The sequence below is a fragment of the Agrobacterium sp. a22-2 genome (assembly GCF_012276985.1).
GTDB lineage: Bacteria > Pseudomonadota > Alphaproteobacteria > Rhizobiales > Rhizobiaceae > Allorhizobium.
In genome coordinates, this window is record NZ_JAAXMM010000014.1 from 46,758 (window position 1) to 71,363 (window position 24,606).

General features: G+C 62.7%; 24 protein-coding genes. 15 read left to right on the forward strand and 9 right to left on the reverse strand.

Annotated elements, in window-relative coordinates; translation table 11 throughout:
* Positions 1-226 precede the first annotated feature (226 nt).
* From HFC70_RS20415 to HFC70_RS20445, 7 genes are all read left to right on the forward strand, one after another.
* The gene (locus HFC70_RS20415; RefSeq protein WP_168475134.1) at positions 227-1,315 is read left to right on the forward strand and encodes an ABC transporter ATP-binding protein; all 1,089 of its coding nucleotides are present in this window, start codon (positions 227-229) and stop codon (positions 1,313-1,315) included.
* Positions 1,316-1,340: 25 nt separating this feature from the next.
* Positions 1,341-2,630, forward strand: a complete 1,290-nt coding sequence (locus HFC70_RS20420) for a PotD/PotF family extracellular solute-binding protein (protein ID WP_168475135.1) — start codon at positions 1,341-1,343, stop codon at positions 2,628-2,630.
* 130 nt (positions 2,631-2,760) lie between these two features.
* Positions 2,761-3,666 carry an ABC transporter permease gene (locus HFC70_RS20425; protein WP_168475136.1) on the forward strand — a complete coding sequence of 302 codons (906 nt, stop codon included), beginning with the start codon at positions 2,761-2,763 and terminating at the stop codon, positions 3,664-3,666.
* A gap of 3 nt (positions 3,667-3,669) precedes the next feature.
* Positions 3,670-4,488 (forward strand): ABC transporter permease, encoded by an 819-nt coding sequence (locus HFC70_RS20430; RefSeq protein ID WP_168475137.1) that lies wholly within the window; start codon positions 3,670-3,672, stop codon positions 4,486-4,488.
* Entirely contained in the window at positions 4,488-5,234 is a 747-nt protein-coding gene (locus HFC70_RS20435; RefSeq protein WP_168475138.1) for an aspartate/glutamate racemase family protein, read from the forward strand. Before HFC70_RS20430 ends, HFC70_RS20435 begins: the two co-directional genes overlap by 1 nt.
* Positions 5,231-6,073: a GNAT family N-acetyltransferase gene (locus tag HFC70_RS20440; RefSeq protein ID WP_168475139.1), complete on the forward strand. Its 843-nt coding sequence runs from the start codon at positions 5,231-5,233 to the stop codon at positions 6,071-6,073. Before HFC70_RS20435 ends, HFC70_RS20440 begins: the two co-directional genes overlap by 4 nt.
* Positions 6,074-6,174: 101 nt before the next feature.
* A complete protein-coding gene (locus HFC70_RS20445; RefSeq protein WP_168475140.1) occupies positions 6,175-6,891 on the forward strand; it encodes a DUF2161 domain-containing phosphodiesterase in 717 nt (238 codons plus the stop codon).
* On the opposite strand, the gene HFC70_RS20450 is transcribed toward HFC70_RS20445, so the two are convergent.
* Positions 6,845-7,570 (reverse strand): GntR family transcriptional regulator, encoded by a 726-nt coding sequence (locus HFC70_RS20450; RefSeq protein ID WP_168475253.1) that lies wholly within the window; start codon positions 7,568-7,570, stop codon positions 6,845-6,847. The two genes, HFC70_RS20445 and HFC70_RS20450, sit on opposite strands and share 47 nt — an antisense overlap.
* A gap of 240 nt (positions 7,571-7,810) precedes the next feature.
* Between HFC70_RS20450 and HFC70_RS20455 the strand changes: the two genes are divergently transcribed.
* From HFC70_RS20455 to HFC70_RS20475, 5 genes are all read left to right on the forward strand, one after another.
* Positions 7,811-9,070, forward strand: a complete 1,260-nt coding sequence (locus tag HFC70_RS20455; protein WP_168475141.1) for an ABC transporter substrate-binding protein — start codon at positions 7,811-7,813, stop codon at positions 9,068-9,070.
* A 105-nt stretch (positions 9,071-9,175) separates the two neighbouring features.
* Positions 9,176-10,267, forward strand: a complete 1,092-nt coding sequence (locus HFC70_RS20460; RefSeq protein WP_168475142.1) for an ABC transporter ATP-binding protein — start codon at positions 9,176-9,178, stop codon at positions 10,265-10,267.
* Positions 10,264-11,154 carry a carbohydrate ABC transporter permease gene (locus HFC70_RS20465; RefSeq protein WP_168475143.1) on the forward strand — a complete coding sequence of 297 codons (891 nt, stop codon included), beginning with the start codon at positions 10,264-10,266 and terminating at the stop codon, positions 11,152-11,154. The genes HFC70_RS20460 and HFC70_RS20465 overlap by 4 nt, the downstream gene beginning before the upstream one ends.
* A gap of 2 nt (positions 11,155-11,156) precedes the next feature.
* Positions 11,157-12,035, forward strand: a complete 879-nt coding sequence (locus HFC70_RS20470; RefSeq protein WP_168475144.1) for a carbohydrate ABC transporter permease — start codon at positions 11,157-11,159, stop codon at positions 12,033-12,035.
* Positions 12,036-12,056: 21 nt separating this feature from the next.
* Complete coding sequence (locus HFC70_RS20475) at positions 12,057-12,554, forward strand: GNAT family N-acetyltransferase (RefSeq protein WP_168475145.1); 498 nt, start codon at positions 12,057-12,059, stop codon at positions 12,552-12,554.
* Between the two features lie 9 nt (positions 12,555-12,563).
* On the opposite strand, the gene HFC70_RS20480 is transcribed toward HFC70_RS20475, so the two are convergent.
* The 7 genes from HFC70_RS20480 to HFC70_RS20510 form a co-directional block, all read right to left on the reverse strand.
* Positions 12,564-13,313: a copper homeostasis protein CutC gene (locus HFC70_RS20480; protein ID WP_168475146.1), complete on the reverse strand. Its 750-nt coding sequence runs from the start codon at positions 13,311-13,313 to the stop codon at positions 12,564-12,566.
* Positions 13,314-13,332: 19 nt separating this feature from the next.
* On the reverse strand, positions 13,333-14,535 hold the full coding sequence (locus tag HFC70_RS20485) for an MFS transporter (RefSeq protein ID WP_168475147.1): 1,203 nt from the start codon (positions 14,533-14,535) through the stop codon (positions 13,333-13,335).
* A gap of 73 nt (positions 14,536-14,608) precedes the next feature.
* Positions 14,609-16,054, reverse strand: a complete 1,446-nt coding sequence (locus tag HFC70_RS20490; protein WP_168475148.1) for a M81 family metallopeptidase — start codon at positions 16,052-16,054, stop codon at positions 14,609-14,611.
* A 10-nt stretch (positions 16,055-16,064) separates the two neighbouring features.
* Positions 16,065-17,987, reverse strand: coding sequence for a beta-N-acetylhexosaminidase (locus tag HFC70_RS20495; protein ID WP_168475149.1), 1,923 nt, complete (start codon positions 17,985-17,987; stop codon positions 16,065-16,067).
* A gap of 26 nt (positions 17,988-18,013) precedes the next feature.
* A complete protein-coding gene (locus tag HFC70_RS20500) occupies positions 18,014-18,790 on the reverse strand; it encodes an SDR family oxidoreductase (protein ID WP_168475150.1) in 777 nt (258 codons plus the stop codon).
* A 40-nt stretch (positions 18,791-18,830) separates the two neighbouring features.
* On the reverse strand, positions 18,831-19,694 hold the full coding sequence (locus tag HFC70_RS20505; protein WP_168475151.1) for a MurR/RpiR family transcriptional regulator: 864 nt from the start codon (positions 19,692-19,694) through the stop codon (positions 18,831-18,833).
* A gap of 21 nt (positions 19,695-19,715) precedes the next feature.
* Positions 19,716-20,102 carry a RidA family protein gene (locus tag HFC70_RS20510; protein ID WP_168475152.1) on the reverse strand — a complete coding sequence of 129 codons (387 nt, stop codon included), beginning with the start codon at positions 20,100-20,102 and terminating at the stop codon, positions 19,716-19,718.
* A 113-nt stretch (positions 20,103-20,215) separates the two neighbouring features.
* On the opposite strand from HFC70_RS20510, the gene HFC70_RS20515 reads away from it, so the two are divergent.
* The 3 genes from HFC70_RS20515 to HFC70_RS20525 are packed head-to-tail and all read left to right on the forward strand — an operon-like array spanning position 20,216 to position 23,327.
* Positions 20,216-20,725 (forward strand): hypothetical protein, encoded by a 510-nt coding sequence (locus tag HFC70_RS20515; protein WP_168475153.1) that lies wholly within the window; start codon positions 20,216-20,218, stop codon positions 20,723-20,725.
* A gap of 44 nt (positions 20,726-20,769) precedes the next feature.
* Positions 20,770-22,239: a M81 family metallopeptidase gene (locus HFC70_RS20520; protein ID WP_168475154.1), complete on the forward strand. Its 1,470-nt coding sequence runs from the start codon at positions 20,770-20,772 to the stop codon at positions 22,237-22,239.
* Positions 22,236-23,327 (forward strand): D-TA family PLP-dependent enzyme, encoded by a 1,092-nt coding sequence (locus HFC70_RS20525; RefSeq protein ID WP_168475155.1) that lies wholly within the window; start codon positions 22,236-22,238, stop codon positions 23,325-23,327. The genes HFC70_RS20520 and HFC70_RS20525 overlap by 4 nt, the downstream gene beginning before the upstream one ends.
* Before the next feature lie 106 nt (positions 23,328-23,433).
* Here HFC70_RS20525 and HFC70_RS20530 read toward each other — a convergent pair whose 3' ends face one another.
* Positions 23,434-24,558, reverse strand: coding sequence for an ABC transporter ATP-binding protein (locus HFC70_RS20530; protein WP_168475156.1), 1,125 nt, complete (start codon positions 24,556-24,558; stop codon positions 23,434-23,436).
* Between the last annotated feature and the right edge of the window lie 48 nt (positions 24,559-24,606).

The following is a 24,606-nucleotide window of genomic DNA, read 5'->3' on the forward strand; positions in this document are numbered from 1 at the left end:
CATCGCGGCCGGATGGAAATATGGGCATTGAAAAACCTCCGAAGCGATTGTCCACAATTTGACCATTGGATTGAATGCAAAACTGATTTTTTGTGCATTCATTTTGGACGGCGGAACGCTTGCCATCCATTGTGCCGGGATAGCCCGGCGATTCCAACAGCTTAGGCTGCGAGCCTGAAACTGGCACACCGCATGCATCCCTCTCGCTAAGGATTGGGAGCGCTGAATGACCAAAGCAGCAGAAATCGATATCGCCGCCGTGTCCAAGATCTACGGTCACACCGTGGCTGTGGACAAGATCAGCCTGAAGATCCCGGCCGGCAGCTATTGCTGCCTGCTCGGTCCATCAGGCTGCGGCAAGACATCCACCCTGCGGATGATTGCCGGCCACGAGAGCATTTCCTCCGGCGACGTGCGGCTCGGCAACACGGTGGTCACCGATCTGCCGCCCGCCAAGCGCGGCACGGCGATGATGTTCCAGTCCTATGCCCTGTTCCCGCATCTCGATCTTGTCGACAATGTTGCCTTCAGCCTGAAGATGAAAGGCGTCGAGAAGGAAGAGCGCCGCGCCAAGGCGCTGGAGATGCTGACCCTGATGCAGATGGAGGGCTATGCCAACCGTCGGCCGGCCCAGCTTTCCGGCGGCCAGCAGCAGCGCGTCGCGCTCGCCCGTGCCCTGATCACCAATCCCGAGGCCCTGCTTCTCGACGAACCGCTTTCGGCCCTCGATCCGTTCCTGAAGATCCGCATGCGGGCCGAGTTGAAGAAGCTGCAGAAGACGCTGGGCATCACCTTCGTACATGTCACCCATAGCCAGGAAGAGGCGATGGCGCTGGCCGATCTGATCGTCGTGATGAATGACGGGCGCATCGAGCAGGCCGCCCATCCGCGCGAGGTTTTCGAAACGCCGGCAACCGCCTTCGTCGCCCGATTCATGGGCGACCACAATGTGATCTCCGGCCGAGTCATCGAGAATACCCCGACCGGCATCGTCCTGGAGGTTCTGGGCGGCGGCCGGTTTGCAGCCCTCGGGCGGCAGGTCGAGGCAGGCGAGCCTGTCGATATCGCCGTCAGGACCGACCATGTGCGGATCGGCGAAACGCCAGCCGCCGGCCTCGGCTTCACCGGCATCGTCTCGAATGTCGAATATCTCGGATCGACCGTCAAACTCGTGGTCGCCGGCGGCGGCATCGAGGATTTCACCGTCATTCTCGACGACACCGCCTTCTTTGCAAATCCGGTCAGTGTCGGCGAAGCAATCCCGCTTTCATGGGAGGCGCCGGACGCGATCGTGCTCGGCCGCATGGAAAAGTAAAAGCACAACAACAGGAGAACAGCGCATGACTGAGAATTCCAAGACGGCAAAGGGCGTCACCCGCCGTACGCTTCTGAAAACCGCCTCTGCGGCTGCCGGCCTTGCCGCCGGCTCGGGCGCCATCACCGGTTTCCCGACCATCTGGGCGCAGAACCCGATCACGCTGCGCCAGTTCGGCACCGGCGTGTCGAACCTCAACGCCATTGCCGAGAAGTGCAAGGCCGACCTCGGCATCACGCTTGAGATGACCGCGACGGACTCGGACGCCGCCGCCCAGCGCGCCGTGACCCAGCCCAATTCCTACGACATTGCCGACATCGAATACTGGATCCTGAAAAAGGTCTACCCGGCCGGCGTGATCCAGCCGATGGACGTCAAGAAGCTGAAATATTACGACAAGATCGTGCCGCTGTTCAAAACCGGCAAGCTGACGCCGGACAGCGTCATCGCCCAGGGCACGGCACCGCATACCGTCGGCTTCGTCGAAAAGCCCGGCGACAAGACTTTCGCCAAGGAAGAGACCCAGTGGTTTACGATGGTTCCGACCATCTACAACGCCGACACGCTCGGCATCCGCCCTGATCTGGTCGGCCGCGAGATCACCACCTGGGCCGATATCATGGACCCGGCCTTCAAGGGCAAGACCTCGATCCTCAACATCCCGTCGATCGGCATCATGGATGCCGCGATGATCTGCGAAGCCATGGGCATCATCAAATATGCCGACAAGGGCAATATGACCAAGGCTGAGATCGACACGACGATCGAGTTCCTGATCAAGGCCAAGAAGGACGGCCAGTTCCGCGCCTTCTGGAAGTCCTTCGACGAGAGCGTCAACCTGATGGCGTCGGGCGAAGTGGTCATCCAATCGATGTGGTCGCCGGCGGTTGCCGCCGTGCGTTCCAAGGGCATCCCCTGCAAATACCAGCCGCTCAAGGAAGGTTATCGCTCGTGGGGCGGCGGTCTCGGCCTTGCAGCCCATCTCGAAGGCGCGCAGCTCGATGCGGCCTACGAATATATCAACTGGTACACATCCGGTTGGGTCGGCGCCTATCTCAACCGCCAGGGCTACTATTCCGCGGCGATGGACACCGCCAAGGAACACATGTCAGCCGACGAATGGGGCTACTGGATCGAAGGCAAGGCGGCCCAGGGCGATATCGTCGCTCCGGACGGCAAGGTCATGGAAAAGGCCGGCGCCGTGCGCGATGGCGGCTCCTTCGTCGAGCGCATGGGCAAGGTCGCCTGCTGGAACTCCGTCATGGACGAAGACCGCTACATGGTCCGCCGCTGGAACGAATTCATCGCGGCTTGAGGCTGTCTCGACGGACTCCCTCCCCCTTGTGGGGAGGGAAACCTGCTGCAACGGCTTTGTTCCCTTCGACCGCTGAGGTTCGGAAGCGAATGACTGGCGCATTGAGCGAATTTGATGGGAGACGGAATTCATGGCGACAGTGCGGTTCATAGGCGTCGGAGAGCCGAAGCCGAAGCGCGTCATTCAGGTGCCGCTGCGGCTGGTCTCCTATCTCCAGGCCGCGCCACTTGCCGTCATTCTCGGCGCTTTCCTGCTGCTGCCGATCCTGATGATCGGCATCGTCAGCTTCTGGGACTACGACTTTGCCCAGATGTATCCCGATTTCGTCACCTTCAACTACGAGGAGACGCTCGGCTCCTGGGTCACGTGGAAGATCTATCTCAACACGCTGAAATTCGCCCTGATCGTCTGGGCGATCACGCTGTTCATCGGTTTCTGGGTTGCCTATTTCCTCGCCTTCCACATTCGAACGGCCACCATGCAGATGGTGCTGTTTCTGGTCTGCACCGTGCCGTTCCTGACCTCCAACATCATCCGCATGATCTCGTGGATCCCGGTTCTGGGGCGAAACGGCCTGATCAACACGACGCTGGTCAATGCCGGGATCATTCCCGCGCCCATCGAATGGCTGCTCTATTCGGATTTCGCCGTGGTTCTGGCTATGGTGCATCTCTACACGCTGTTCATGGTCACGCCGATCTTCAACACGCTGATGCGCATCGATAAATCGCTGATCGAGGCGGCTCGCGACGCCGGCGCCAGCGGGTTGCAGATCCTCACCAATGTCATCATTCCGCTCGCCAAACCCGGCATGGCGATCGGCACCATCTTTGTCGTGACGCTGGTCATGGCGGATTTTTCCACCGTACAGGTCATGTCGGGCGGCCAGAGCGCCTCGGTGGCGCTGATGATGAAGAACCAGATGTCGCTGCTGCAATATCCCGCCGCCGCCGCCAATGCCGTGGTGCTGCTCATCCTCGTTCTCCTGATGGTGGCGGGCATCCTGCGCATCGTCGACATCCGCAAGGAGCTGTAAGCCATGCATGCAGACAAGCGCGGCCGCGAATTCTACATCCTTGCCGTCTTCTTCGGCCTCTTCGTGCTGTTTCTCTACGGCCCCCTTTCGGCCATCCTGATCCTGTCGTTTCAGGGACCGAACGGCGGCCTCACCTTCCCGCTCAACGGCGTGTCGCTCCACTGGTTCGTCAATCTGTTCGAGAAACAGGCGGTCGGTGATTTCGGTGGTTCGTTCCGCCGCTCGCTGTTTCTCGGCATCGCCGTCATGGCCGTGACCGTACTGGTGGCGCTGCTGGCGGGGCTTGCCTTCCGGCGGAAATTCGCCGGCGCCACGGCGCTGTTCTACCTGTCGGTTGCCAGCTTGGTCGTGCCATCGATCATCATCTCGCTCGGCATCGGTGTGCTGTTCCAGCAGATAGGCCTGCAGCCGGCCTGGTATTCCTCGGCCTTCGGCGCGCACCTCACCTGGACCCTGCCCTTCGGTGTGCTGATCATGTTCGCCGTCTTCAACCGTTTTTCGCCGGCCTACGAGGAAGCCGCGCGCGATCTCGGCGCCTCGTCATGGCAAACCTTTGCCCATGTCGTGCTGCCGATGATCGCGCCGAGCTTGATCGGCGTCGGCCTGTTCGGTTTCACGCTGTCCTATGACGAATTCGCCCGCACCCTGATGACCTCCGGCACTTACAATACACTGCCGCTCGAGATCTACGGCATGACCACCAATGTGACCACGCCGGTGCTTTACGCGCTCGGCACGGTCACCACGGTCTTCTCCTTCCTGGTGATCGCCGGCACGCTCGGGCTGATCGTCGTGATGAACCGGCGCAGGGCCCGCGGCTGATGCGCCTTCTCATCGTCAATCCCAATACCACCGCCAGCATGACGGCGACGATCGCCGACGCGGCCGGTCGTGTCGCCAATACCGGAACGACCGTCATTCCTGTCACCTCTTCGATGGGACCGGCATCGATCGAGGGCTATTATGACGAGGCTCTCGCCGTGCCTGGCCTGCTGCTGGAACTTTCCAGGGGAGAACGCCAGGGCGCCGACGCCGCGATCATCGCCTGTTTCGACGACACAGGACTCGACGCAGCAAGGGCACTCTGCGGCATTCCTGTGATCGGCATCTGCGAAGCGGCCATGGCGACCGCCTCCTTCATCGCCCAGCGTTTCACGGTTGTGACCACCATGGAGCGATCGCGCCTGCCGGTCGAGGCGCTTGTGCATCGCTACGGCATGGGCGCGCGGGCCAAGGTGCGGGCCGCCGATATCCCGGTTCTGTCGTTGGAAGATCCGCAGTCGAATGCCCGCGACCGGTTGCGCAACGAGATTGCCGCAGCCCTTCGTGATGACAAGGCCGAGGCAATCGTGCTGGGCTGCGCCGGCATGGCCGACCTGACGCTCGAACTGCGCCGCGAGTTCGGCGTACCGGTGATCGACGGGGTCGCGGCCGCCGTCAAGCAGGCGGAGGCGCTGACGGCATTAGGCCTGTCGACCGCCAAGCGCGGCGCCTATGCCTCGCCGGTTGGGAAGACCTATATCGGCCTGATGGAACCTTTCGCGCCGGCGCGGATGATCCCGGCATGACCGGCAGCCCATCCATCCGGCCGCTGGCGCTTTCCGACGTGGAACAGCTTCTCTCCTGGGCGAAGGACGAGGGCTGGAATCCCGGGCTCGACGATGCTGCGGCCTTTTATGCGGCCGACCCTGACGGTTTCCTCGGCTGTTTTGTCGATGGCGAGATGGCGGCCGGCATGTCCGCCGTGCGCTACGGGTCGGATTTCGGCTTCATCGGCCTCTATATCAGCCGGTCCGACAGGCGCGGCAAAGGCTATGGCCGCCAGGTCTGGGATGCCGGAATGGCCTTGCTGGACGGCCGGACGATCGGCCTCGACGGCGTGCCGGAACAGCAGGCCAATTACCGCCGCATGGGCTTTGCCGCCGTGTCTGAGACCTTTCGCTGGAGCGGCGTCCATGCCGGCACCGCCACGCCCGCCCCTGATGTGATTGATGTGATGCCGTCGCTGCTGCCGGCGATCGCAGCCTTCGACCGCAACTTCTTTGCCGAGGCGCGCCAAGCTTTCCTGAACGCCTGGCTTGCGCCTCCACGCGTGGCCTGTGCCCTGGTCCGCAACGGTGAAATCCAAGGCTATGCCGTAGCGCGTGCCTGTCACGACGGCGTCAAGATCGGCCCGCTGTTTGCACAGTGCCCGGCCGACGCAAGGCTGCTGCTGGGTGCACTGGCTGCAACATCAGGCGGCCAGGCCCTGCATATCGACGTGCCGGCCGGGCAGACGGCATTTTCCGACGATCTGCGGGCCCACGGGTTTGTCAGGGGATTTGCCACGGCGCGCATGTACAAGGGGCCGCCGCCCGCCTTGAACCAGGCCGGCATCTTCGGCATCACCAGCCTGGAACTCGGCTGACTCTGTTTCACTATAACCACAGCCACCCTTCCAAGACCCGGACCCTTCCTTTATGAGGGATTGCGCTGCCGAAGACGTAATGCAGGTGCTAGGGACAACATTTGGAAACGACGCTCTATCTGCCGATCAAGCGCTTCCTGGAGGCGGCCGGCTATGCCGTGAAGGGCGAAATCGGCGGTTGCGATATCGTCGCGCTCGGTGACGGCGAGCCGCCTTTCGTGGTCATCTGCGAACTGAAGCTGACCTTCAATCTGGAACTGGTGCTGCAGGCGGTTGACCGGGCCAATGCCGGCGACGAAATCTGGCTTGCCGCCCGCGTCTCCAAGAAGGGCAAGGGTCGTGAGAGCGACCGGCGGTTCCGCGACCTGTGCCGCAGGCTGGGTTTCGGCATGCTTGCCGTTTCCGACAGCGGCATCGTCGACGTCATCATCAGCCCCGATTCGGCACTACCCCGCAAGAACAATCGCAAGCGGTCGCGCCTCATCAGCGAGCACCGCCGCCGCAAGGGCGACACGACCCTTGGCGGCGGCAACCGGGTTCCCATCATGACCGCCTATCGCCAACAGGCGCTCGCCTGCGCTGCCGCCCTGCAGGACGGCCCCTTGCGTCCCCGCGATCTTCGACCTCTGGTACCGGAGGTCGCCAAGATCCTGCAGGCCAATGTCTATGGCTGGTTCGAGCGCATCGACCGCGGCATCTATGGGCTGACGGAGCCTGGCCTGGAGGCCTTGCGGCGCTGGCCGACAACACTGCCAGCCGAGGAAACACAATTCACGACTGCGCCAGCGTCAACGGATACCGTTCGGGGTGATGGATAAGTGTGGTCATGTTGATCGGCCGGTTGCGGCGGTCGAAGACGATCTGATCGACGGTCAACACGGCGGCGGGTGATACCAGTCCGAGCTTCTCGCATTCCCAATCGGTCGCAAGCCGAGCGCTCAGTGTCGTATGACCGCGTCCCGGTTGGATATGATAACGGTTGCGCAACTCGTCATAGAGCGAGCGGTTCGGACCGGTCCAGTCAAGCTGCTCCAGTCCCGGCACCTGGGCGGCGGGCAGCCAGTCGGTCTGAATCGCCACCGGCACACCATCGATCAGGCGCAGACGCCGCAGGATCACCACTTCGGCGCCGGCCGGCAGGAAAAGCGGCCGCGTCACCTCGGGCGGTGGCTTGTAGGCTTTCACCTCCACCAGCTGGCTGCCGGGTTCGCGATTGTTGGACAGCGCCGTCGCCGTGAAGCTTTCCAGTACCTGCAGCTCATAGCCGCGCTGGCCGGTCGTCACATAAAAACCCTTGCCCGGCTGGCTTTTCAGCATGCCTTGGCGCACCAGATCCTGGATCGCGTGGCGCACGGTGATCCGGCTGACGCCGAAGATTTCCACCAGTTCGCGCTCGGAGGGCAGCTTGCCATTGTGCGGCAGCCGCCCATCCTCGATCGCCTGCAGCAGCGCTTCGTGCACCTGGCGATGCAGGGGCCGCGGATCGTCGTGCCGCATCAGCGGCGCCAGAGCCCCGGTCTTCAAACTTTGCGCTGCCGAGTTCTTCAAGGACCACCCCTCCGCGAGATCGGATAACTATAAGCCATCGGTTGCGCAGTTCCAGCCGGGTCTGGAATTCTTCCACTGGGACCGATTGACATAACTGGTTATATCCAGTTCTATTGAGGAAAGCGATCAGAATAAAAATATCGAATACACTCGCTCCAGAGGTTTTCAGATCAACAGGGGAACGACCACATGCTGAACCGTACATTTGCCTTTAGCCTCTCCGTGCTGGCGCTGCTTGCCGGCGGCGCGGCGCGCGCCGAAACCGTTTCGGTGTTCTGCGCCTCGACCGAATATGACCTCTGCATGAAGGCTGCCGACGCCTGGAAAACCAAGACCGGCAACGAGGCCAAGATCAACAAGATGCCGGCCCTGCTCGACGATGCGATCCCGCTTTACCAGCAGCTGCTGGCCGCCAAGTCGACCGATGTCGACGTGCTGTTCCTCGACGTGATCTGGCTCGGCATGTTCAAGGCCAACCTGCTCGACCTGTCGACGCTGGTGCCGAAGGCAAGCCAAGACATGCATTTCGAATCGACCCTCGGCGCCGCCAAGCTCGACGACAAGCTGGTCGCCATGCCGGCCTATATGGATGTCGGCCTGATGTTCTACCGCAAGGACCTGCTCGAGAAATACGGCAAGACGCCGCCGAAGACCTGGGCCGAGCTGACGGCAACCGCCAAGGAAATCCAGGACGCCGAACGCGGCGCCGGGAAGGCCGACATGTGGGGCTATGCCTGGCAGGCCAAGAGCTATGAAGGCCTGACCTGCGACGCCATCGAACTGATCTCCTCGAATGGCGGCGGCAATATCATCGCCGACGACGGCAAGGTGACGATCGACAATCCGGCCGCCGCCGAAGCCATCACCATGGCCAAGGGCTGGATCGGCACGATCAGCCCCGAGGGCGTGCTGAACTATGACGAGGAAGCCTCGCGCGCCGTCTTCGAATCCGGCAATGCCGTTTTCCACCGCAACTGGCCCTATGTCTGGGGCACGTCCCATGCCGAAGGCAGCGCCGTGGTCGACAAGGTCGGCATGATGCCGCTGCCGGTCGGCAAGGCGGGCGAAAAGTCGTCCGGTTGCCTCGGCCCGATGTATTACGGCGTGTCGAAATACAGCAGCAAGCCGGAAGCCGCCGCCAGCTTCGTCGACTTCGTCACCGGACCCGAAATGCAGAAGATGCGCGCCGTGGACGCCGCCTACAATCCGTCCATCCCGGCCCTCTACACCGATGCCGACGTCCTGGCGAAAATCCCGTTCCTGAAGGACAACCAGCAGGCCTTTTCCGACAGCGCCAGTCGCCCGTCCGGTTATACCGGCACCAGCTACAACCGCGTCTCGCAGGCCTTCTACCGCACCGTCCACGACATGCTGTCGGGCGGCACCGAGGTGGAGCCGGGCCTGAAGGACCTCGCCGCCAAGCTCGAAAAACTCAAAGGAAGCCGCTGATCCCAAGCCGAAGCGGCAGCGTCTCAATGGCTGCCGCCGCCTCTATCCCATCCGGCCTGTCGTGTCGGATGGGACTTTTGCAGTCTTTCAATTTCCGGGATCCCCATGGCATCGGTCACGCTTTCCTCCGTCTCCAAGAGCTACGGACACCACGACGTCATCCGTGAGGTCGACCTGCATATCGACGACGGCGAATTCGTCGTGTTCGTCGGCCCCTCCGGTTGCGGAAAATCGACGCTGCTGCGCATCATCGCCGGCCTCGTCCCAGCCTCCAAAGGCGAAGTGCAGATCGATGGCGAGGAGGTCACCGACGTTCCGGCCTCCAAGCGCGGCGTCGCCTTCGTTTTCCAGTCCTATGCGCTCTATCCGCATATGAGCGTCGCCCGCAATATCGGCTTTGCGCTTGAAACCATGCGGCTTGGCAAGCAGGCGATCGCCGACAAGGTCAGCGCGGTGGCGCGCATGCTGAAGGTCGACCACCTGCTCGACAGACGCCCCAAGGAACTGTCCGGAGGGCAGCGCCAGCGGGTCGCCATCGGCCGGGCGCTGGTGCGCGAGCCGGAGCTTTTCCTGTTCGACGAACCGCTGTCCAATCTCGATTCCGACCTGCGCATGGAAATGCGCATCGAAATCGCCCGCCTGCATGAGGACATCAAGACCACCATGGTCTATGTCACCCACGACCAGGCCGAGGCCATGACGCTGGCCGACCGCATCGTCGTCCTGAACCACGGCCGCATCGAGCAGGTCGGCACACCACTGGAACTCTATCACCGCCCGGTCAACCGCTTCGTCGCCGGCTTCATCGGCAGCCCGCGCATGAATTTCGCCGAGCTTGGCCCTGTCGTCTCCGGCCAGGTGCTTCAAGGTCCGGGCAGCCTCGATCTTCCGTTTGACCTGATCTCCGGCACCCAGACACCGGCTTCCGTCGGCGTTCGCCCGGAGGCGCTGACCATCGTGCCGGAGGGCCAGGGCCGCATGACCGGCATCCTGGAGCGCATCGAGGATCTCGGCCACGAGCATTTCGCCTATATCCGCCTGGATGAGGCGACCATCTGGGTGGTTCGCGTTGCCGGTCGTCCACCTTACGACCGCAAGAACCATGCGGTCGGCCTTGCCTTCACGGATGCGGATATCTTCCTGTTCGACACGGATAGCCGGCGCATCGATACGGTGGCTCGGGAGATCGGCGCATGAGTGTCCGGCTCGCCCGGCGCGAGCATCGTGCCGCCTGGCTGTTTCTGACGCCGCTGATCATCGTGCTGCTGATGGTCGCCGTCTGGCCGCTCGGTCGCACCTTCTTCTTCAGCTTCACCGATGCCTATCTCGATGATCCCTCCGTCTACGATCTGATCGGCTTTGCCAATTTCCTCGAAGTGTTTCGCGATCCCAACTGGTGGGTTGCGGTCAAGAACACGCTGGTCTTTGCCGTCATCTCGGTCTTCATCGAAACGCTGCTCGGTCTCGGCATCGCCCTTTTGCTGAACGAGGCCATTCCCGGCCGCGGCATGCTGCGCGCCGCCATTCTGGTGCCCTGGGCCATTCCGGTCGTGGTGGCCACCAAGATCTGGGAATGGATGCTCAACGACCAGTTCGGCGTGTTCAACAAGATGCTGATGTCGCTGGGGATCATCGATCACGGCATCGCCTGGACGGCCAGCAGTTCGCTGATCATGGGCGTGGTGATCTTCATCGATGTCTGGATGACGACACCCTTCATGGTGCTGCTGATTCTCGCCGGCCTGCAGACCATTCCCGGTGAAATGATGGAAGCCGCCGAAGTGGACGGCATTCCGGCCTGGAAACGCTTCTGGTCGATCACCCTGCCGCTGCTGCGGCCGGCCATCGGCGTCGCAGTGCTGTTTCGGGCGCTCGATGCCGTGCGCATGTTCGACCTTGCCTATGTGCTGGCCGCCAGCAACCAGAATGTCATGACCGTGTCGATTTACGCCCGCGACCGGCTGATCAGCTTCCAGGAACTGGGCGTCGGTTCGGCGGCTTCCACCTGGGTCTTCCTGCTGGTAGCGCTTGTCGCCATCGTCCTCATCGGCGCGCTGCGCCTTGATCGCTCGACGGGAGAATGACCATGGCAACCGTCGTCTCCGCCCGTCCCAAGCGCCGCTCTTCCGCCAGCTACAGGTTGCAGCGCCGCCTGCGCAAGGGCCTGCTCGGCCTGCTTATCCTGGTCGTGCTGGGGTACACGCTGTTTCCCTATTATTGGGCGATCGTCTCCTCCACCAAGCAGGGGGCGGAGCTTTATACCACCGCCTTCCTGCCGGCGCTGAATTTCACCTATTACCGGCAGCTGCTCGACAATCCTGTGTTCATGGGGTCGCTGCTGAACTCGGCCTTCGTCGCCACCTCGACCACGGCCCTGTCGCTGATCCTCGGCATCAGTGCTGCGTATGCGCTCGGCCGCATCGAGTTTCCGCAGCGCCGGCTGGTGCTGATGGCGATCCTGATGATCTCGATCTTCCCGCAGGTGGCGGCGTTGTCCGGCATGTTCGAGCTGGTCAACTGGCTCGGCCTCTACAACCGGCCAAGCGCGCTGGTGCTGACCTATCTGCTCTCGACGGTGCCCTTCACCACCTGGATCCTCACCACCTTCATCCGGGAATTCCCGAAAGAGTTGGAGGAAGCGGCGCTGATCGACGGCTGCTCGCATTTCCGCATCCTTACCCATATCCTGCTGCCGCTGATGGGGCCGTCGCTGGCCAGCACCGGCATTCTCGCCTTCATCCTCGCCTGGAACGAATTCCTGTTTGCACTGACCTTCATGCTGACGGATGAAAACAAGACGGTGCCGGTGGCGATCGGCCTGATTGCCGGCACCAGCCGTTACGAATATCCATTCGGGCAGATCATGGCGGCCTCCGTCACCGTGACGCTGCCGCTGATCGTCATCGTGCTGATCTTTCAGCGCCGGATCGTCGCCGGCCTCACGGCCGGTGCGGTCAAAGGATAAGATTCAAGGGAGTTTTTCACCATGGACATGCTCGTCAACCTCTACGACCTCGCGCCCGACGCCGCCCTCGACCAGAAGATGGCCGACGAAGGCGTCACCATCCGCCGCGCCCTGCCGCCGGAACTGCACACCATCGCCAGCTGGATCGGCCCGCGCTTCGGCCAGGGCTGGGTGAGCGAGGCAACCGTTGCGATGATGCGCCAGCCGGTGTCGCTGCTGGTGGCGGTCAAGGACGGCGAAGTGCTGGGATTTGCCTGCTATGATGCGACGGCGCGCGGCTTTTTCGGACCGACCGGCGTGGACGAGACCATGCGCGGCAAAGGCATCGGCCATGCGCTGCTCTTGAAGACGCTGCTCGCCATGTACGACCAGGGCTATGGTTACGGCGTGATCGGCGGCGCCGGCCCGACCGGCTTCTACAAGCGCGCCGTCGGCGCCGTGGTCATCGAAGGTTCCGAGGAAGGCATCTACAAAGGCATGCTGAACGCCGCCCACGCCACCGGCATCACCTATAGCTGACGGATCGCGTCAGGAGGCCGCAAGCTTCATTGCGGCCTTGAAGGCCCGCACGGTTTCCGAATCCGTCTGCCGTGCATCGGATGCCAGGAAACCCAGTTCGACCAGTCTCGTCTCAGCCGCGTGCACCGGCTTGCCGCACGAGGCATGCAGTTCCGAAATACCCGGAACCGACAAGAACGTGGCCGCCATCTCCGGCTTCAATCCACCGCCAGGCATGACCGACAGCCGGGAGCCGGCCGCAGCGGCGACAGCCCGCAGCGTGTCCAACCCGGCAAGCGCGGTCTTCTGGCCGCCCGATGTCAGGATGCGGCGGAAGCCGAGGCCGATCGCCACCTCCAGCGCCTCCAGCGAATCCGGCACCAGATCGAAGGCGCGATGCAGGGTGAGCCCCAGACCGTCCGCCGCGCTGACGAGTTCACCCAGCACCGTCTCGTCCAATCTTCCGTCATGTCGCGAGGCGCCGATGACGACGCCGGCCAGGCCCATCTGGCGCGCGGCCGCAATATCCTCGCGCATGATGGCGACATCGCTTGCGTCAAAGACGAAGCTGCCGGCCCGCGGCCGGATCAGCGCATAGACCGGAATGGGAGCACGGGCGGCCAGCGCCATGAAACCATGGGTCGGGGTCAGCCCGCCGACCGATAGCGCCGAGCAAAGCTCGATGCGGTCGGCACCGCCTTCGATAGCAGCGGCAAGGCCGGCCGCATCGTCGACGCAGACTTCGAGCAGCCTTGTTTTGTCCGATCCAGCCGTATCCATGGTCGCCTTCCCTTAAAGTTCACGTGCCGCGCTTCAGCGGGCCGTCCAGCGACAGCACGAGTATGGTGCCGGCGAGACCGGCGAGCGCGCCGAGGATCGATGTGCCGGAATAATCGCTTATTCCCGTCCCCAGCGCAAAAAGCAACGAACTGAGGCCACCGGACAGGAAGATATTGACCGCGATCAGCGAACTGCCGAGGCCGGCCCGCTCGGCAATCAGGTCCTGCAGATAGGTGATCGGCACGCTGATGATGGCAGCGGCGCCAAGGCCGGAGACAAGGGTCAACGCATAGACATGGGTCGGTGTCTGCGCAAAGCCGAGCAACAGCAGATAGACCGCATAGATACCGCCGCCCCAGGCGAGCGTAATGACCGGCGTCGACCGGCGCTCGAACCATCCCCAGAACAGGATGAAGACGATTTCGAGCAGCGCGACGATGCCGACGACCACGCCAACATCGGCGACCGTGCCGCCGGCATTGCCGGTGACGACCAGCGGCAGGACCGCGCTATTGACATGCAGCATCGCCGAAATCAGCGCGATGGCGAAGACGCGGACCAGAACCGGGCGCGAGCCGATTTCCTTCAGCGAGGCCAGGAAGGCGTAATTGGCATGGTTTTCCGGCGGCACGTCGGTCTTCGGCAGAAAGAAGAAGAACAGCAGGAAGCAGACGCAAGCCGAGAGACTTGCCAGAAGGAAGGCCGGCAGCATGCTGCTGCGGCTGGCCAGGAAAAAGCCGACGAGGCCCGGCACCAGCACCCAGGACAGCGATATGGTCGCGCGAACGGCGGAATTGACCGCGATCAGGTCCCGCACCGCCATGCCCTTGGAACTGGCGCGCACATTGGCGAAAATCAGTGAGTTCAGCGCTCCGAACACCGGGATCAGCAACAGCGTCGAGGCCATGAAAATGCCGGCGGTCGGAACGGCATAGGTCAGGCCATAACCGACAATGCCGAACAGGCAGGCAAACAGCATGGGCGCGCGATAGCTGCCGAGCCGGTCGGAAAAGATGCCGATCAGCACGCTGGCCGACACGTTGATCACGGCCGACGCCAGGATCAGCGCCGAGTAGAGGGCGTCGCTGAGGCCCAGTTCGGTGATGCCGATGATCGACAGATAGGGCGAGGTCGCCGCGCCGGAAAATCCGAAAAAGAAGATCGCAATCGCACTGACCCGGATCGGCGGGTTTCGATAGACGGTCGAGAGCGTGGAGAACATGGGGCTACGGCTTGAAAAAGAGAAAGGCGCCTCTCGGTGGAGAAAGCGCCGGTCGCGGACATGTGGCTGCGGATCAGCTCACCTTCCAGCGGCTGGAAAGATACGCCGTCGGTGTATAGCCGAAATCCCTGGTGAAAGGATAGATCGGTTGCAGGCGACGTTTGCTCGGCAGCGCCTCGATATCCTGGTTGATGACACCATCCGTCAGCGCCATCAGGTTCGGATTGGCGATCGGCTGCAATTCCGGCGAAAGATAACCTGACTTGACCACCAGCAGCCGTACTCTTGTCGGATCGATGCCGAGCCGGGTGAAATCGGCGATGGCGTGATAGGGACGGCGCTTGGCGGCGAGAATGACGATCACCTCGCCAATGCCGATCACGGCCTGCCGGTCGGCCGGCAAACCTGGATTGTCGAGCCGGATGACGGTTGCCATCACGTCTACGAAAGGGCTGGCCGGATCGAGACCGCCGCCAACCTTGAGCGGCAGAACCGCACCCTCGCCGGCCTCGAAACACAGGTCCACGGCCACCGGATCGGTGATACCGCCGACCACCGCATCCTGCCAGTCCCGTGCGATCAGAGCTTTCAGCACATCGGCACGGTCGCCCACGCCGCCACCGGTCGGATTGTCGCCGGAATCCGCAAGGATCACCGGTCGTGTCTCGGTCTTTTCGGCAATGTCGAGCATCGCCTCGAGTGGCCCTGTCACCGGTCCGAACCGGAAGTCGGCCCGCGCATCCCAATAGGACTGCGCGATGGTTACGGCGGCCCGACGCGCGGCGGACGCGTCCGTGCCGGTGACGACAGCGCAGGCTGTGCCGCGCGGCTCGTCGGCCCAGACATAACCGACCATCAGATTGGCATCCCAGATGCCGGGCACCTGATCGTGCTCCGGCAGTTTGAGATAGAGGCTTTTCGCCGGCTCGTCCTCCGTCGAGGTGCGCTCGCCCGGCAGCAGCACCGGGATTGGTGCCCAAGCGACGCCTGGCTTTTCGCCGGTCGCCAAGGTGTTCAGCAGCATCTCCCAGGCGCGCACCATGGTCTCGCGCACATCGATATGCGGCGCGGTGCGATAGCCGGCAAAAATGTCGAGCTGGTCGACGATGCGCTGCGTCACGTTGCCATGCAGGTCATAGCTGGCGGCCACCGGGCAATCAGGACCGACCACGGCACGGGCGGCCGAAATCCAGTCGCCCTCGGCATCGTCCATGCCCTCGACATTCATTGCGCCATGCATGGCGAGATAGAGCCCGTCGAGCGGCAGGCTGGCCTTCAGCAGCTGTAGGAACTCTTCCTTGAAGCTTTCATAGGCGACCCGCGACACCGGGCCGCCCGGAACGGCGCGGGCGTGCAGCAATGGCAGCGGCTCGACGTCGGCGGCGCCGAGAAAGCTGAAATAGTCGGCGCCGAGCAGATCGGCACCGCGCATGACGCGGAAGTCTTCGGTTCTCATCAGCACCGGCGACGAGGTGCTGCATTCGGTGTGGATGCCACCGACAGCGATGCGAAAGGTCATGGTGCCCTCATCAAAAACGCGGGTTGAGGCCGACGATGGCGGCAAAGCGCAGCCAGTCCTTGTTGGCCCTCGGCGTCCAGGCGGCCTCGGCGATGGCCGGAAGACGCGGGAAGACCAGATGGTTGAAATAATCGCGATTGAGGAAATGCTCCGACCAGATGCAGGCCTGGACACCCTTCATACGGTCCTTCAGCGCATCGGGGAAATCGCCGACCGCCTCATAGGCATAGGTATGGGCCGGCGGCACAGTGCCCGCCCAGCTGGCGCCGGGTTCCTGCCATTCAGTGGCCTGCACCATGTCGAGATAATAGGCCTGGCCGGGGGTCATCACGACATCATAACCCTGTTTGGCAAGTTCGAGGCCGACTTCCGGCTTCTGCCAGGCCATCAGCAGCGTGCCGTCCGGATCGACGCCGCCACCATGGGAGACTTCATCCCAGCCGGCGAGACTGCGGCCACGTTCGGCCAGCATCTGCTGGATGCGCTTCATGAAATAGCTCTGCAGCCCGAAGGTGCCTTCGATGCCCTGCTCCTCCATCAGCTTGCGCGCCAGCGGCGAGGCCATCCAGGTATTGCCGGCCACTTCGTCGCCGCCGATATGCAGCAGCTTGGACGGGAACAGGTCGACCATTTCATCGAAGACCTTGCCGAGGAATTCATAGGTAAGCTCGATGGCCGGATTGAGCGCATTGTTGGGAAAACCCTGCACCGAGCGGTAGCTGTCGGGTGCTTCCTGACCGTCGACCAGATCGGGCAGCGCGATCAGGGCTGCCGTGCTGTGGCCGGGAATGTCGATTTCCGGAACGATCTCGACGCTGAGCGCCGCCGCATGGGCGACGATCGCCCTGACTTCGTCCTGGCTGTAGAAGCCGGTTACGAGTTCTGCGCCATTGCCCAGCTGCGGCAGAAGAGGCCCATCCGGTCCGCGGGTCGCACCGATCGTGGTCAGTTCCGGATAGGCCTTGATTTCCAGGCGCCAGGCCTCGTCATCGGTCAGGTGCCAATGGAAGGTGTTGAGACGCAACCAGGCCAGGATATCGATCAGCCGGGTGACGTCGGCGACCGGATAGAACTGCCTTGACACATCGAGATGGCAACCGCGCCAGCCATAACGCGGCGCGTCGCTGATGCTGCCGGAGATCGGGAAGCGGAATTTTACAGCATCGATGCGCGCGCCGCGCAGCAACTGCGCCAGCACCGTCAGTGCATATTGCCGGCCGGCGGCGGCACTGTAACGCACGACAATCTCATCGGCGGAAAAGTCCAGACGATAGGCTTCCGCGGCAAGGTCGGCCTCTTTCACGAAACGCAGGGCCCGTCCCTCATGCACCGGGGCCAGGGAAAACGGCACGTGGCCGACCATGAACAGGCGGCGAAACAGCGAGATGACGGCATCGACCGCCTTCAGATCTTCGGCAGACGTGCCGGCGACGGGATAGAGTGCCACGGGAAAACTGTCGCCGGCCACAAGCGATAGCTCGACAGGCCAGGGCTGGATGGCGAAGGGCTGGTCGAGCCTGCCTTCCGGCAACAAGACCGGCGCCGGCTCGCTGTGACGGCCTTCCAGCATGAGGTCGCCGACCGCGGCATCCCGGTGGCTGCCATCGGCCAGCGTCACATAGGCCGATTTAGCGCCATCGGTGCGGTGCCTGGCCGGACGCAGCAGTCCATCGACCGCAAAGCGCCAGCTGCCGCCCGGCGCCAGCTCGAAACCGACCGGCGGGGCAAATTCGTGGAAATTGGCATTGCGCCTCACATAAACGGCATTGTCGCAGACCGGGTTGTCATTGGTGCGGGTCAGCGAGGTGTAGACCAGCTTGAAACCCTTGATCGGCGCTTCCGACAGATTGATCAGCGTGAAGATGAAACCGCCACCGTCATCACCCTCGATCGGATACCATGCGTTTTCGAGACGGAAATCAAATGATGCCATGATGGTTCCCCTGGCTTATCGTTGAATCAATAATGGTCGGATTGCGAAAAGGTGTGGGCGAGCTCGGCCTGTCCGGCCGTCAGCCCGCAATCGACGGGCAAGCAGACGCCGGTGATGGCCGCTGCCTGGTCGCTGGACAGAAAGAAGACGGCATTGGCGACGTCCTTAGCCGTCGCGATGCGGCGCAGCGCATACCAGCGCTTGGCCTCTTCAAAGACCTGCGGGTTGGCCGCCGCCCGCACTTCCCAGGCCTGCGTGCGCACCGTGCCCGGGGCCACTGCATTGCAGCGAATGCCGAACTTGCCATATTCGACGGCGATCAGCCTGGTCAGATGCAGCAGGCCGGCCTTGGCGGCGCTATAGGCCGGATGGCCGAACACCGCCATGCCATTGACGGACGCGATGTTGATGACCGAGCCTTCCACCGCCTTCAATCCGTCTTCGAGCGCCCGAAAGCACAGGAAAGCCGCCTCGAGATTGAGCGCCGTGTCGGCGCGCCAGATCTCCGGCGTCGTATCGTGCAGGCTGACGGCCCTTGCTGCGCCGGCATTGTTGACCAGCGTCGTGACCGACCCCAAGGCCATGGCCCCGGCCGCCATGTCCGTGACGCTGGCCGCATCGGTGACATCGCACTGCACGGCGATAAACCGCTCCGCGTCGCCCAGACCGGCAGCAGCCGTCTGCGCCGCCGAAAGATCGATATCGACCAGCAGCACCAGATCATGGCTATCGGCCAGCCGGGCGGCGATTGCCCGGCCGATATCGCCGGCAGCGCCGGTCACCACCGCCACCGAGCGGCTCATCGTGCGTGGGTCCGGAAAGGGGTTAGGCGCGGCGCCAAGGTCAGTCTCCCAGCAGCTGTCGGTCGTCACCGTCGCGGTGCTCGACCAGTTGTTGTTTGATATGGCGAAGGGTCACCGTCGATTGGGTCCGGTTGCGATAGGCAACCAGGCTTGCCACCACATCGACGAGGGCCAGATAGGCAAAGCGGGTCGAGGTCGGACGGAAGATATTGTCGCCCTCGGGCAGGTCGATGCCGATCACCAGTTCGGCGGCTCTCGCCACGATACTGTCGCTCTGGGTGAGCGCGATCGTGGTGATGCCGGCCTCGCGCGCCAGGTTGAAACTGCGCACCAGTTCGGCATTGCGACCCGAAAACGACGAGCCGATGATCACATCCGTCGGCCGGGCGGCGGCCGTCATCATCAGCTGCATGCTATGGTCGCTGCTGACGGTGACCCGCGAGCCCAGCCTGAACAGCCGGTTCTGGATTTCGGATGCGATCATCGAGGAATTGCCGCCCGAGCCGAAGGCATAGATCATCTCGGCTTTCGACAGTCTTTCGGCAACCCGATCGAGAATGCCGGGATCGATGGCCCGGTGCATCAGGAACAGCGCGTTCTGCGCCTTGGTGATGATGTCGCTGGCAACATCGGCCGGCTCGGTGCTCTTGGCTTCCGGATTGAGATAGCGAACGCCGACATAGGCGGTCTTGGCCAGTTGCACCTTGAAATCGGAAAAGCTCTGGCAGCCGACGCGGCGGCAGAAGCGCGTCACGGTCGGCGGAGAAACCTCAGCCCGCTCGGCAAGCTCGATGATCGAGGCATTGACCGCGAAATCGAAGTCGTTGAGCAGGATATCGGCAATGCGCTGCTCGGAAGGCGAGAGCTGCGCCCGCTCTTCCTGTAAGGTCGCAAAGATATCCATGCCCGCCTCCCTCGCCTATCTTCAAACCCTGGGTTTATAGGCTATGCAGTCGATCTCGACCTTGCAATCGACCATCATCGAGGCCTGCACGCAGGCGCGGGCCGGCGGATGCTCGCCGAAATAACCCTGATAGATGCGGTTGAAGCTCCAGAAATCGCGGGGATCATCGATCCATACGCCGCAGCGCACGACATGCTCGACGCCGTAGCCGGCTTCGTGCAGGATGGCGATCATATTGGCGATGGCCTTGTGGCTCTGCTCGACAATGCCGCCTGAAATGATCTCGCCATCCTCCATGGCGACCTGACCCGAAACGTGGAGCCAGCCGTCGGCTTCCACAGCCCGTGCGAACGGCAATCTCTGTCCACCCGCACCCGCCTTTTCGGCACCATATCGCTTGATCGTCATCGGCCATCCATGCAAATTATTTTCTTTATTCGTTGACAGATCACCATGGAAAAGCGATTTTGACCAGCGAAAAACCGCTTTCATGAAAAGAATTTAAATATCGGCGAGGTTTGATGCGCGATCCCTTCCAGAATCCCTTCCCGTCCAGCGACACCGCGCGCCATGCCATCTGGGAGATGCTGGTGCCGCGCGACATCGATGCCTTCCTGGCCGCAGATTGGTCGATGGTCGAGCACGATTTTGTGGCCGACGGCTTTATCGGCATCAGCGGCAACCGGGATCCGAACCCCGACAATTGGCGCCTCGCCTTCCCCAATCTGGCCGCCTATCGCGACGAATGGCTGACGCAGGCCCGCGATTTCGCCGCTGGCAGCTATGGCGAAGATCCGCGCACTGCAATTTTCACGACGACGACGCTGGAAGGGATTGAGATCTCCGGCGAAACCGCGCTGGTGCGCAAGAAGTTCATGGGCGGCATTAAAAAGGCCGATGGCAGCCTCGACCCCATGCAATGGCAGACACTGTATTACTGTCGCCTGCATGAGGGGCGCTGGAAGATCTCCGGCTTCACCGGATATCTGCCCAATCCGATGGGGCCGGCCCGAGCAATAGCTGGGGCCTGACGAATCGGGCAAAGTCGAATGCACTCGGAATCAAGGCGAAGCCATTGCGCATTTTTACAGCCGCTCTTGCGACGGAAACCAACACCTTCTCGCCGATCTGCATCGATCGGCGCGGTTTCGAAGGCTCGCTTTATGCGCCGCCGGGAGAGCATCCCGCGACACCGACGCTCTGCACGGCGCCGATCACCGTCGGGCGCAAGGTGGCGGCACAGAAGGGCTGGACGCTGATCGAGGGCACCGCTGCCTGGGCCGATCCGGCCGGCCTCGTCAACCGCCAAGCCTATGAGGGCCTGCGCGACGAGATTCTCGACCAGTTGCGGGCCGCTCTTCCCGTCGATGGCGTGGTGCTGGGCCTGCATGGCGCCATGGTGGCCGACGGTTACGAGGATGCCGAAGGCGATTTCCTGACCCGTGTGCGGGAGATCATCGGTCCCGACGTGCTGCTTTGCGCCGAACTCGATCCCCATAGCCATTTGACCGAAAAGCGGGTGGCCGCTGCCGATTTCTTCGTGGTGTTCAAGGAATTCCCGCATACTGATTTCGTCGATCGCGCAGAGGACCTCTGGCGCATTGCCGTCGACACGCTGGAGGGCCGCATCACGCCTGTCATGTCCGTGTTCGATTGCCGGATGATCGACGTCTTCCCGACCTCGCGCGAGCCGATGCGGTCTTTCGTCGACAAATTGATGGCGATCGAGGCCGGCGATCCCGACGTGCTGTCACTGTCGGTCATTCATGGCTTCATGGCCGGCGACGTGCCGGAGCTTGGCACCAAGATGATCGCCATCACCAACGGCAAGCCGGAAAAAGGCGCGCATCTGGCCCGCGAACTGGGGCTTGAGCTTTATTCCAAGCGCGGCACGTTCCGCATGCCGGAGATCGACGAGAAAGAGGCGGTCTCCCGCGCTATGAGGGCCACAGCCGGCCCGGTCGTCATCGCCGACATGTGGGACAATCCCGGCGGAGGAACGGCGGGTGACGCCACCGTGGTGCTGGCCGAGCTGATGGCACGCGGCGCCGCCAATGTCGCTGTCGGCACGATCTGGGATCCGATCGCCGTGCAGATCTGCATGGCCGCCGGCGAAGGTGCCGAGATCGCCCTGCGTTTCGGCGCCAAGTCGGCACCGGGCACCGGCAACCCGATCGATGCACGGGTGAAGATCATCCGCGTGGTCCCCGATGCCACGATGAAATTCGGCGAAAGCTTTGCGGAATTCGGCCCGGCCGCCCATATCCGTTTCGACGGCATCGACGTCATCCTCAACACGATCCGCGTGCAGAGCTACGACCCCTCGCTGTTTACCGCCATGGGCATCGACCCCAAGACCCGGCATATCCTGGTGGTCAAATCGACCAACCATTTCCACGCGGCCTTTTCGAAGATCGCGGCGGACATCCTTTACTGTTCGGCCGGATCGCCCTATCCGAACGATCCGGCCACCAATCCCTATCGTCGCGCCCGGCGGGATATCTGGCCAATGATGGAAAACCCCCATGGCAGCGAGGCAGCATGATGCAACGACCAATCGTTAAACCCGGCGACACGATCCTGTCGCTGTCGACGCCCCTGCCGCTGATCGACGAGGCCCGCATGGCGGCCAATATCACCCGTGTCCAGACCTATATGGACGGCCACGGCCTGGCCTTCCGCCCGCATATCAAGACCCACAAGATCCCGGCCCTGGCAGCACTACAGGTGGCAGCGGGTGCAAAGGGTATCAACTGCCAGAAGATCACCGAAGCGGAAGTCTTTGCCGATGCCGGCTTTGAAGACCTGCTGATCACCTTCAATATCTTAGGGCCGGAGAAGCTCGATCGGCTTGCCGCGCTCAACGAGCGGATCTCAGGCCTGAAGGTCGTTGCCGACAGCGCCACCACCGTGACCGGCCTTTCCGCACAGTTCGCCGGCCGCAAGCCGCTGACCGTGCTGGTCGAATGCGATACCGGTGGCGGGCGTTGCGGTGTGCAGACGCCGGATGCCGCCGTCGCGCTGGCACAAACCATAGTCGCTTCGGACGGGCTCGTCTTCGGCGGATTGCTGACGTATCCGAAGGCCAACACGGAAGCCGCTGTCGAGACCTTCTTTGCCACGGCCATCGCCGCGCTGGCGGAAAAGGGCATCGCCTGCCCGATCGTCAGCAATGGCGGCTCACCCAGCCTGTTTTCGGCCCACCTCGTGCCGTCGGCCACAGAACACCGGGCCGGCACCTATATCTACAACGACCGCTCCATGGTGCGAGCCGGCCATTGCTCACTTGACGACTGCGCCATGTTTATCCTGGCGACCGTCGTCTCCCGCCCGACCGCCGACCGCGCCATTCTCGACGCCGGCTCGAAGGCGCTGACCTCCGACCTGCTCGGCTTCAGCGACCATGGCATGATCGTCGACTATCCCGACGCCGTGATCACCGGGCTCTCGGAGGAGCATGGCACGGTGGACCTGTCGAGATGTAAAGGGCGCAGGCCGGAGATCGGCGAAAAAGTGCGCATCGTCCCGAACCACACCTGCGTCGTGTCCAATCTCTTCGACACGATGACCTTCCACCGCGACGGCATCGTCACCCGCGTCGAAAGCGTGGCAGCCCGCGGACTGGTCTGGTGAACTGAGCCGTGATCGGAAGCGCAATTCAGGTGAGATATACGATGGCATAACTCACCTTTTGGGGAGTGGCACCCAAAAATCGGAAGACTGAGGCCGCCGGCCCTCGTCACCCCGCCAGAGCGGCCAGCGGCTCGATGGCCGTCAGTTCGACGCGGCGCTCAAGTGCGATGCCTTGTGCATCGAACAGGTGGCAGTCGGAGGCCTTGACGCCGGTCACCAGCGCCGTATCGACCTTGGCAGGCGCCGAGCCTGACAGCAGCGCGCAATAAGGCTCGCCGGTCGGCAGGGCGGCATAGGCGATGGTGTTGATGCCGAGACGCTCGATCACCGACGGAATGACGGTGATGTTGAGATCGCCGCTGCCGAGCGCTGTGTGTTCTGGGCGGATGCCGAGCGTCAACGGCTGGCCGACGAGATCGGCGCGCGGTTCTACGGGAATGACGACGGACTGGCCGTCGAAGCTGATGGTCACGCCCTCGGGGCCGGCGGCCGTGCAGGTGACGGGCAGGAAATTCATTTTCGGATTGCCGATGAAGCCGGCCACGAACAGATTGGCAGGCTTGTGATAAAGCTCCAGCGGCGCGCCGACTTGGGCGATATCGCCGCCATTCAGCACGACGATACGGTCGGCCATGGTCATCGCTTCGACCTGGTCATGGGTGACGTAGATCATCGTCGCTTCGAGATCACGATGCAGCTTGGTCAGTTCGATGCGCATGTCGGCGCGCAGCGCCGCATCCAGATTGGACAGCGGCTCGTCGAACAGGAAGATTTCCGGTTCGCGCACGATGGCCCGGCCGATGGCGACGCGTTGGCGCTGGCCACCCGACAACATGCCTGGGCGCTGCTCCAGGCGCTGATCGAGCTTCAGGATTTTGGCGACCCCTTCGACCTTCTCTTTGAGCTTGTCCTCCGGCATCTTTTCGACGCGCAGCGGAAAAGCGATATTCTCGAACACCGTCATATGCGGATAAAGGGCGTAGGACTGGAAGACCATGGCAATGCCGCGCTTGACCGGCGGCAAATGGTTCACCCGGTTGCCGTCGATGACGATGTCGCCTTCGGACACATCATCGAGACCGGCGATCATCCGGAGTAGCGTCGACTTGCCGCAACCGGACGGGCCGACAAAGACGATGAATTCGCCATCCTTGATGTCGAGCGTCACACCTTTGATGACCTCGAAATGTCCGTAGAACTTGCGGACCTTGTTGAGATAGAGCTGACCCAAGACGTCTGTCTCCCGGCAATCGCGGCAACGATCGGCCTAAACTGGAAT

Bases quoted from the DNA above. Each gene is read 5' to 3' on its own strand.
- HFC70_RS20510 (WP_168475152.1), bottom strand. From the start codon at position 20,102: ATGACGATCAAGCGATATGGTGCCGAAAAGGCGGGTGCGGGTGGACAG.
- HFC70_RS20495 (WP_168475149.1), bottom strand. From the start codon at position 17,987: ATGGCATCATTTGATTTCCGTCTCGAAAACGCATGGTATCCGATCGAG.
- HFC70_RS20515 (WP_168475153.1), top strand. From the start codon at position 20,216: ATGCGCGATCCCTTCCAGAATCCCTTCCCGTCCAGCGACACCGCGCGC.
- HFC70_RS20500 (WP_168475150.1), bottom strand. From the start codon at position 18,790: ATGAGCCGCTCGGTGGCGGTGGTGACCGGCGCTGCCGGCGATATCGGC.
- HFC70_RS20470 (WP_168475144.1), top strand. From the start codon at position 11,157: ATGGCAACCGTCGTCTCCGCCCGTCCCAAGCGCCGCTCTTCCGCCAGC.
- HFC70_RS20460 (WP_168475142.1), top strand. From the start codon at position 9,176: ATGGCATCGGTCACGCTTTCCTCCGTCTCCAAGAGCTACGGACACCAC.
- HFC70_RS20505 (WP_168475151.1), bottom strand. From the start codon at position 19,694: ATGGATATCTTTGCGACCTTACAGGAAGAGCGGGCGCAGCTCTCGCCT.
- HFC70_RS20415 (WP_168475134.1), top strand. From the start codon at position 227: ATGACCAAAGCAGCAGAAATCGATATCGCCGCCGTGTCCAAGATCTAC.
- HFC70_RS20475 (WP_168475145.1), top strand. From the start codon at position 12,057: ATGGACATGCTCGTCAACCTCTACGACCTCGCGCCCGACGCCGCCCTC.
- HFC70_RS20455 (WP_168475141.1), top strand. From the start codon at position 7,811: ATGCTGAACCGTACATTTGCCTTTAGCCTCTCCGTGCTGGCGCTGCTT.
- HFC70_RS20435 (WP_168475138.1), top strand. From the start codon at position 4,488: ATGCGCCTTCTCATCGTCAATCCCAATACCACCGCCAGCATGACGGCG.
- HFC70_RS20465 (WP_168475143.1), top strand. From the start codon at position 10,264: ATGAGTGTCCGGCTCGCCCGGCGCGAGCATCGTGCCGCCTGGCTGTTT.
- HFC70_RS20430 (WP_168475137.1), top strand. From the start codon at position 3,670: ATGCATGCAGACAAGCGCGGCCGCGAATTCTACATCCTTGCCGTCTTC.
- HFC70_RS20440 (WP_168475139.1), top strand. From the start codon at position 5,231: ATGACCGGCAGCCCATCCATCCGGCCGCTGGCGCTTTCCGACGTGGAA.
- HFC70_RS20485 (WP_168475147.1), bottom strand. From the start codon at position 14,535: ATGTTCTCCACGCTCTCGACCGTCTATCGAAACCCGCCGATCCGGGTC.
- HFC70_RS20480 (WP_168475146.1), bottom strand. From the start codon at position 13,313: ATGGATACGGCTGGATCGGACAAAACAAGGCTGCTCGAAGTCTGCGTC.
- HFC70_RS20490 (WP_168475148.1), bottom strand. From the start codon at position 16,054: ATGACCTTTCGCATCGCTGTCGGTGGCATCCACACCGAATGCAGCACC.
- HFC70_RS20450 (WP_168475253.1), bottom strand. From the start codon at position 7,570: ATGCGGCACGACGATCCGCGGCCCCTGCATCGCCAGGTGCACGAAGCG.
- HFC70_RS20525 (WP_168475155.1), top strand. From the start codon at position 22,236: ATGATGCAACGACCAATCGTTAAACCCGGCGACACGATCCTGTCGCTG.
- HFC70_RS20420 (WP_168475135.1), top strand. From the start codon at position 1,341: ATGACTGAGAATTCCAAGACGGCAAAGGGCGTCACCCGCCGTACGCTT.
- HFC70_RS20425 (WP_168475136.1), top strand. From the start codon at position 2,761: ATGGCGACAGTGCGGTTCATAGGCGTCGGAGAGCCGAAGCCGAAGCGC.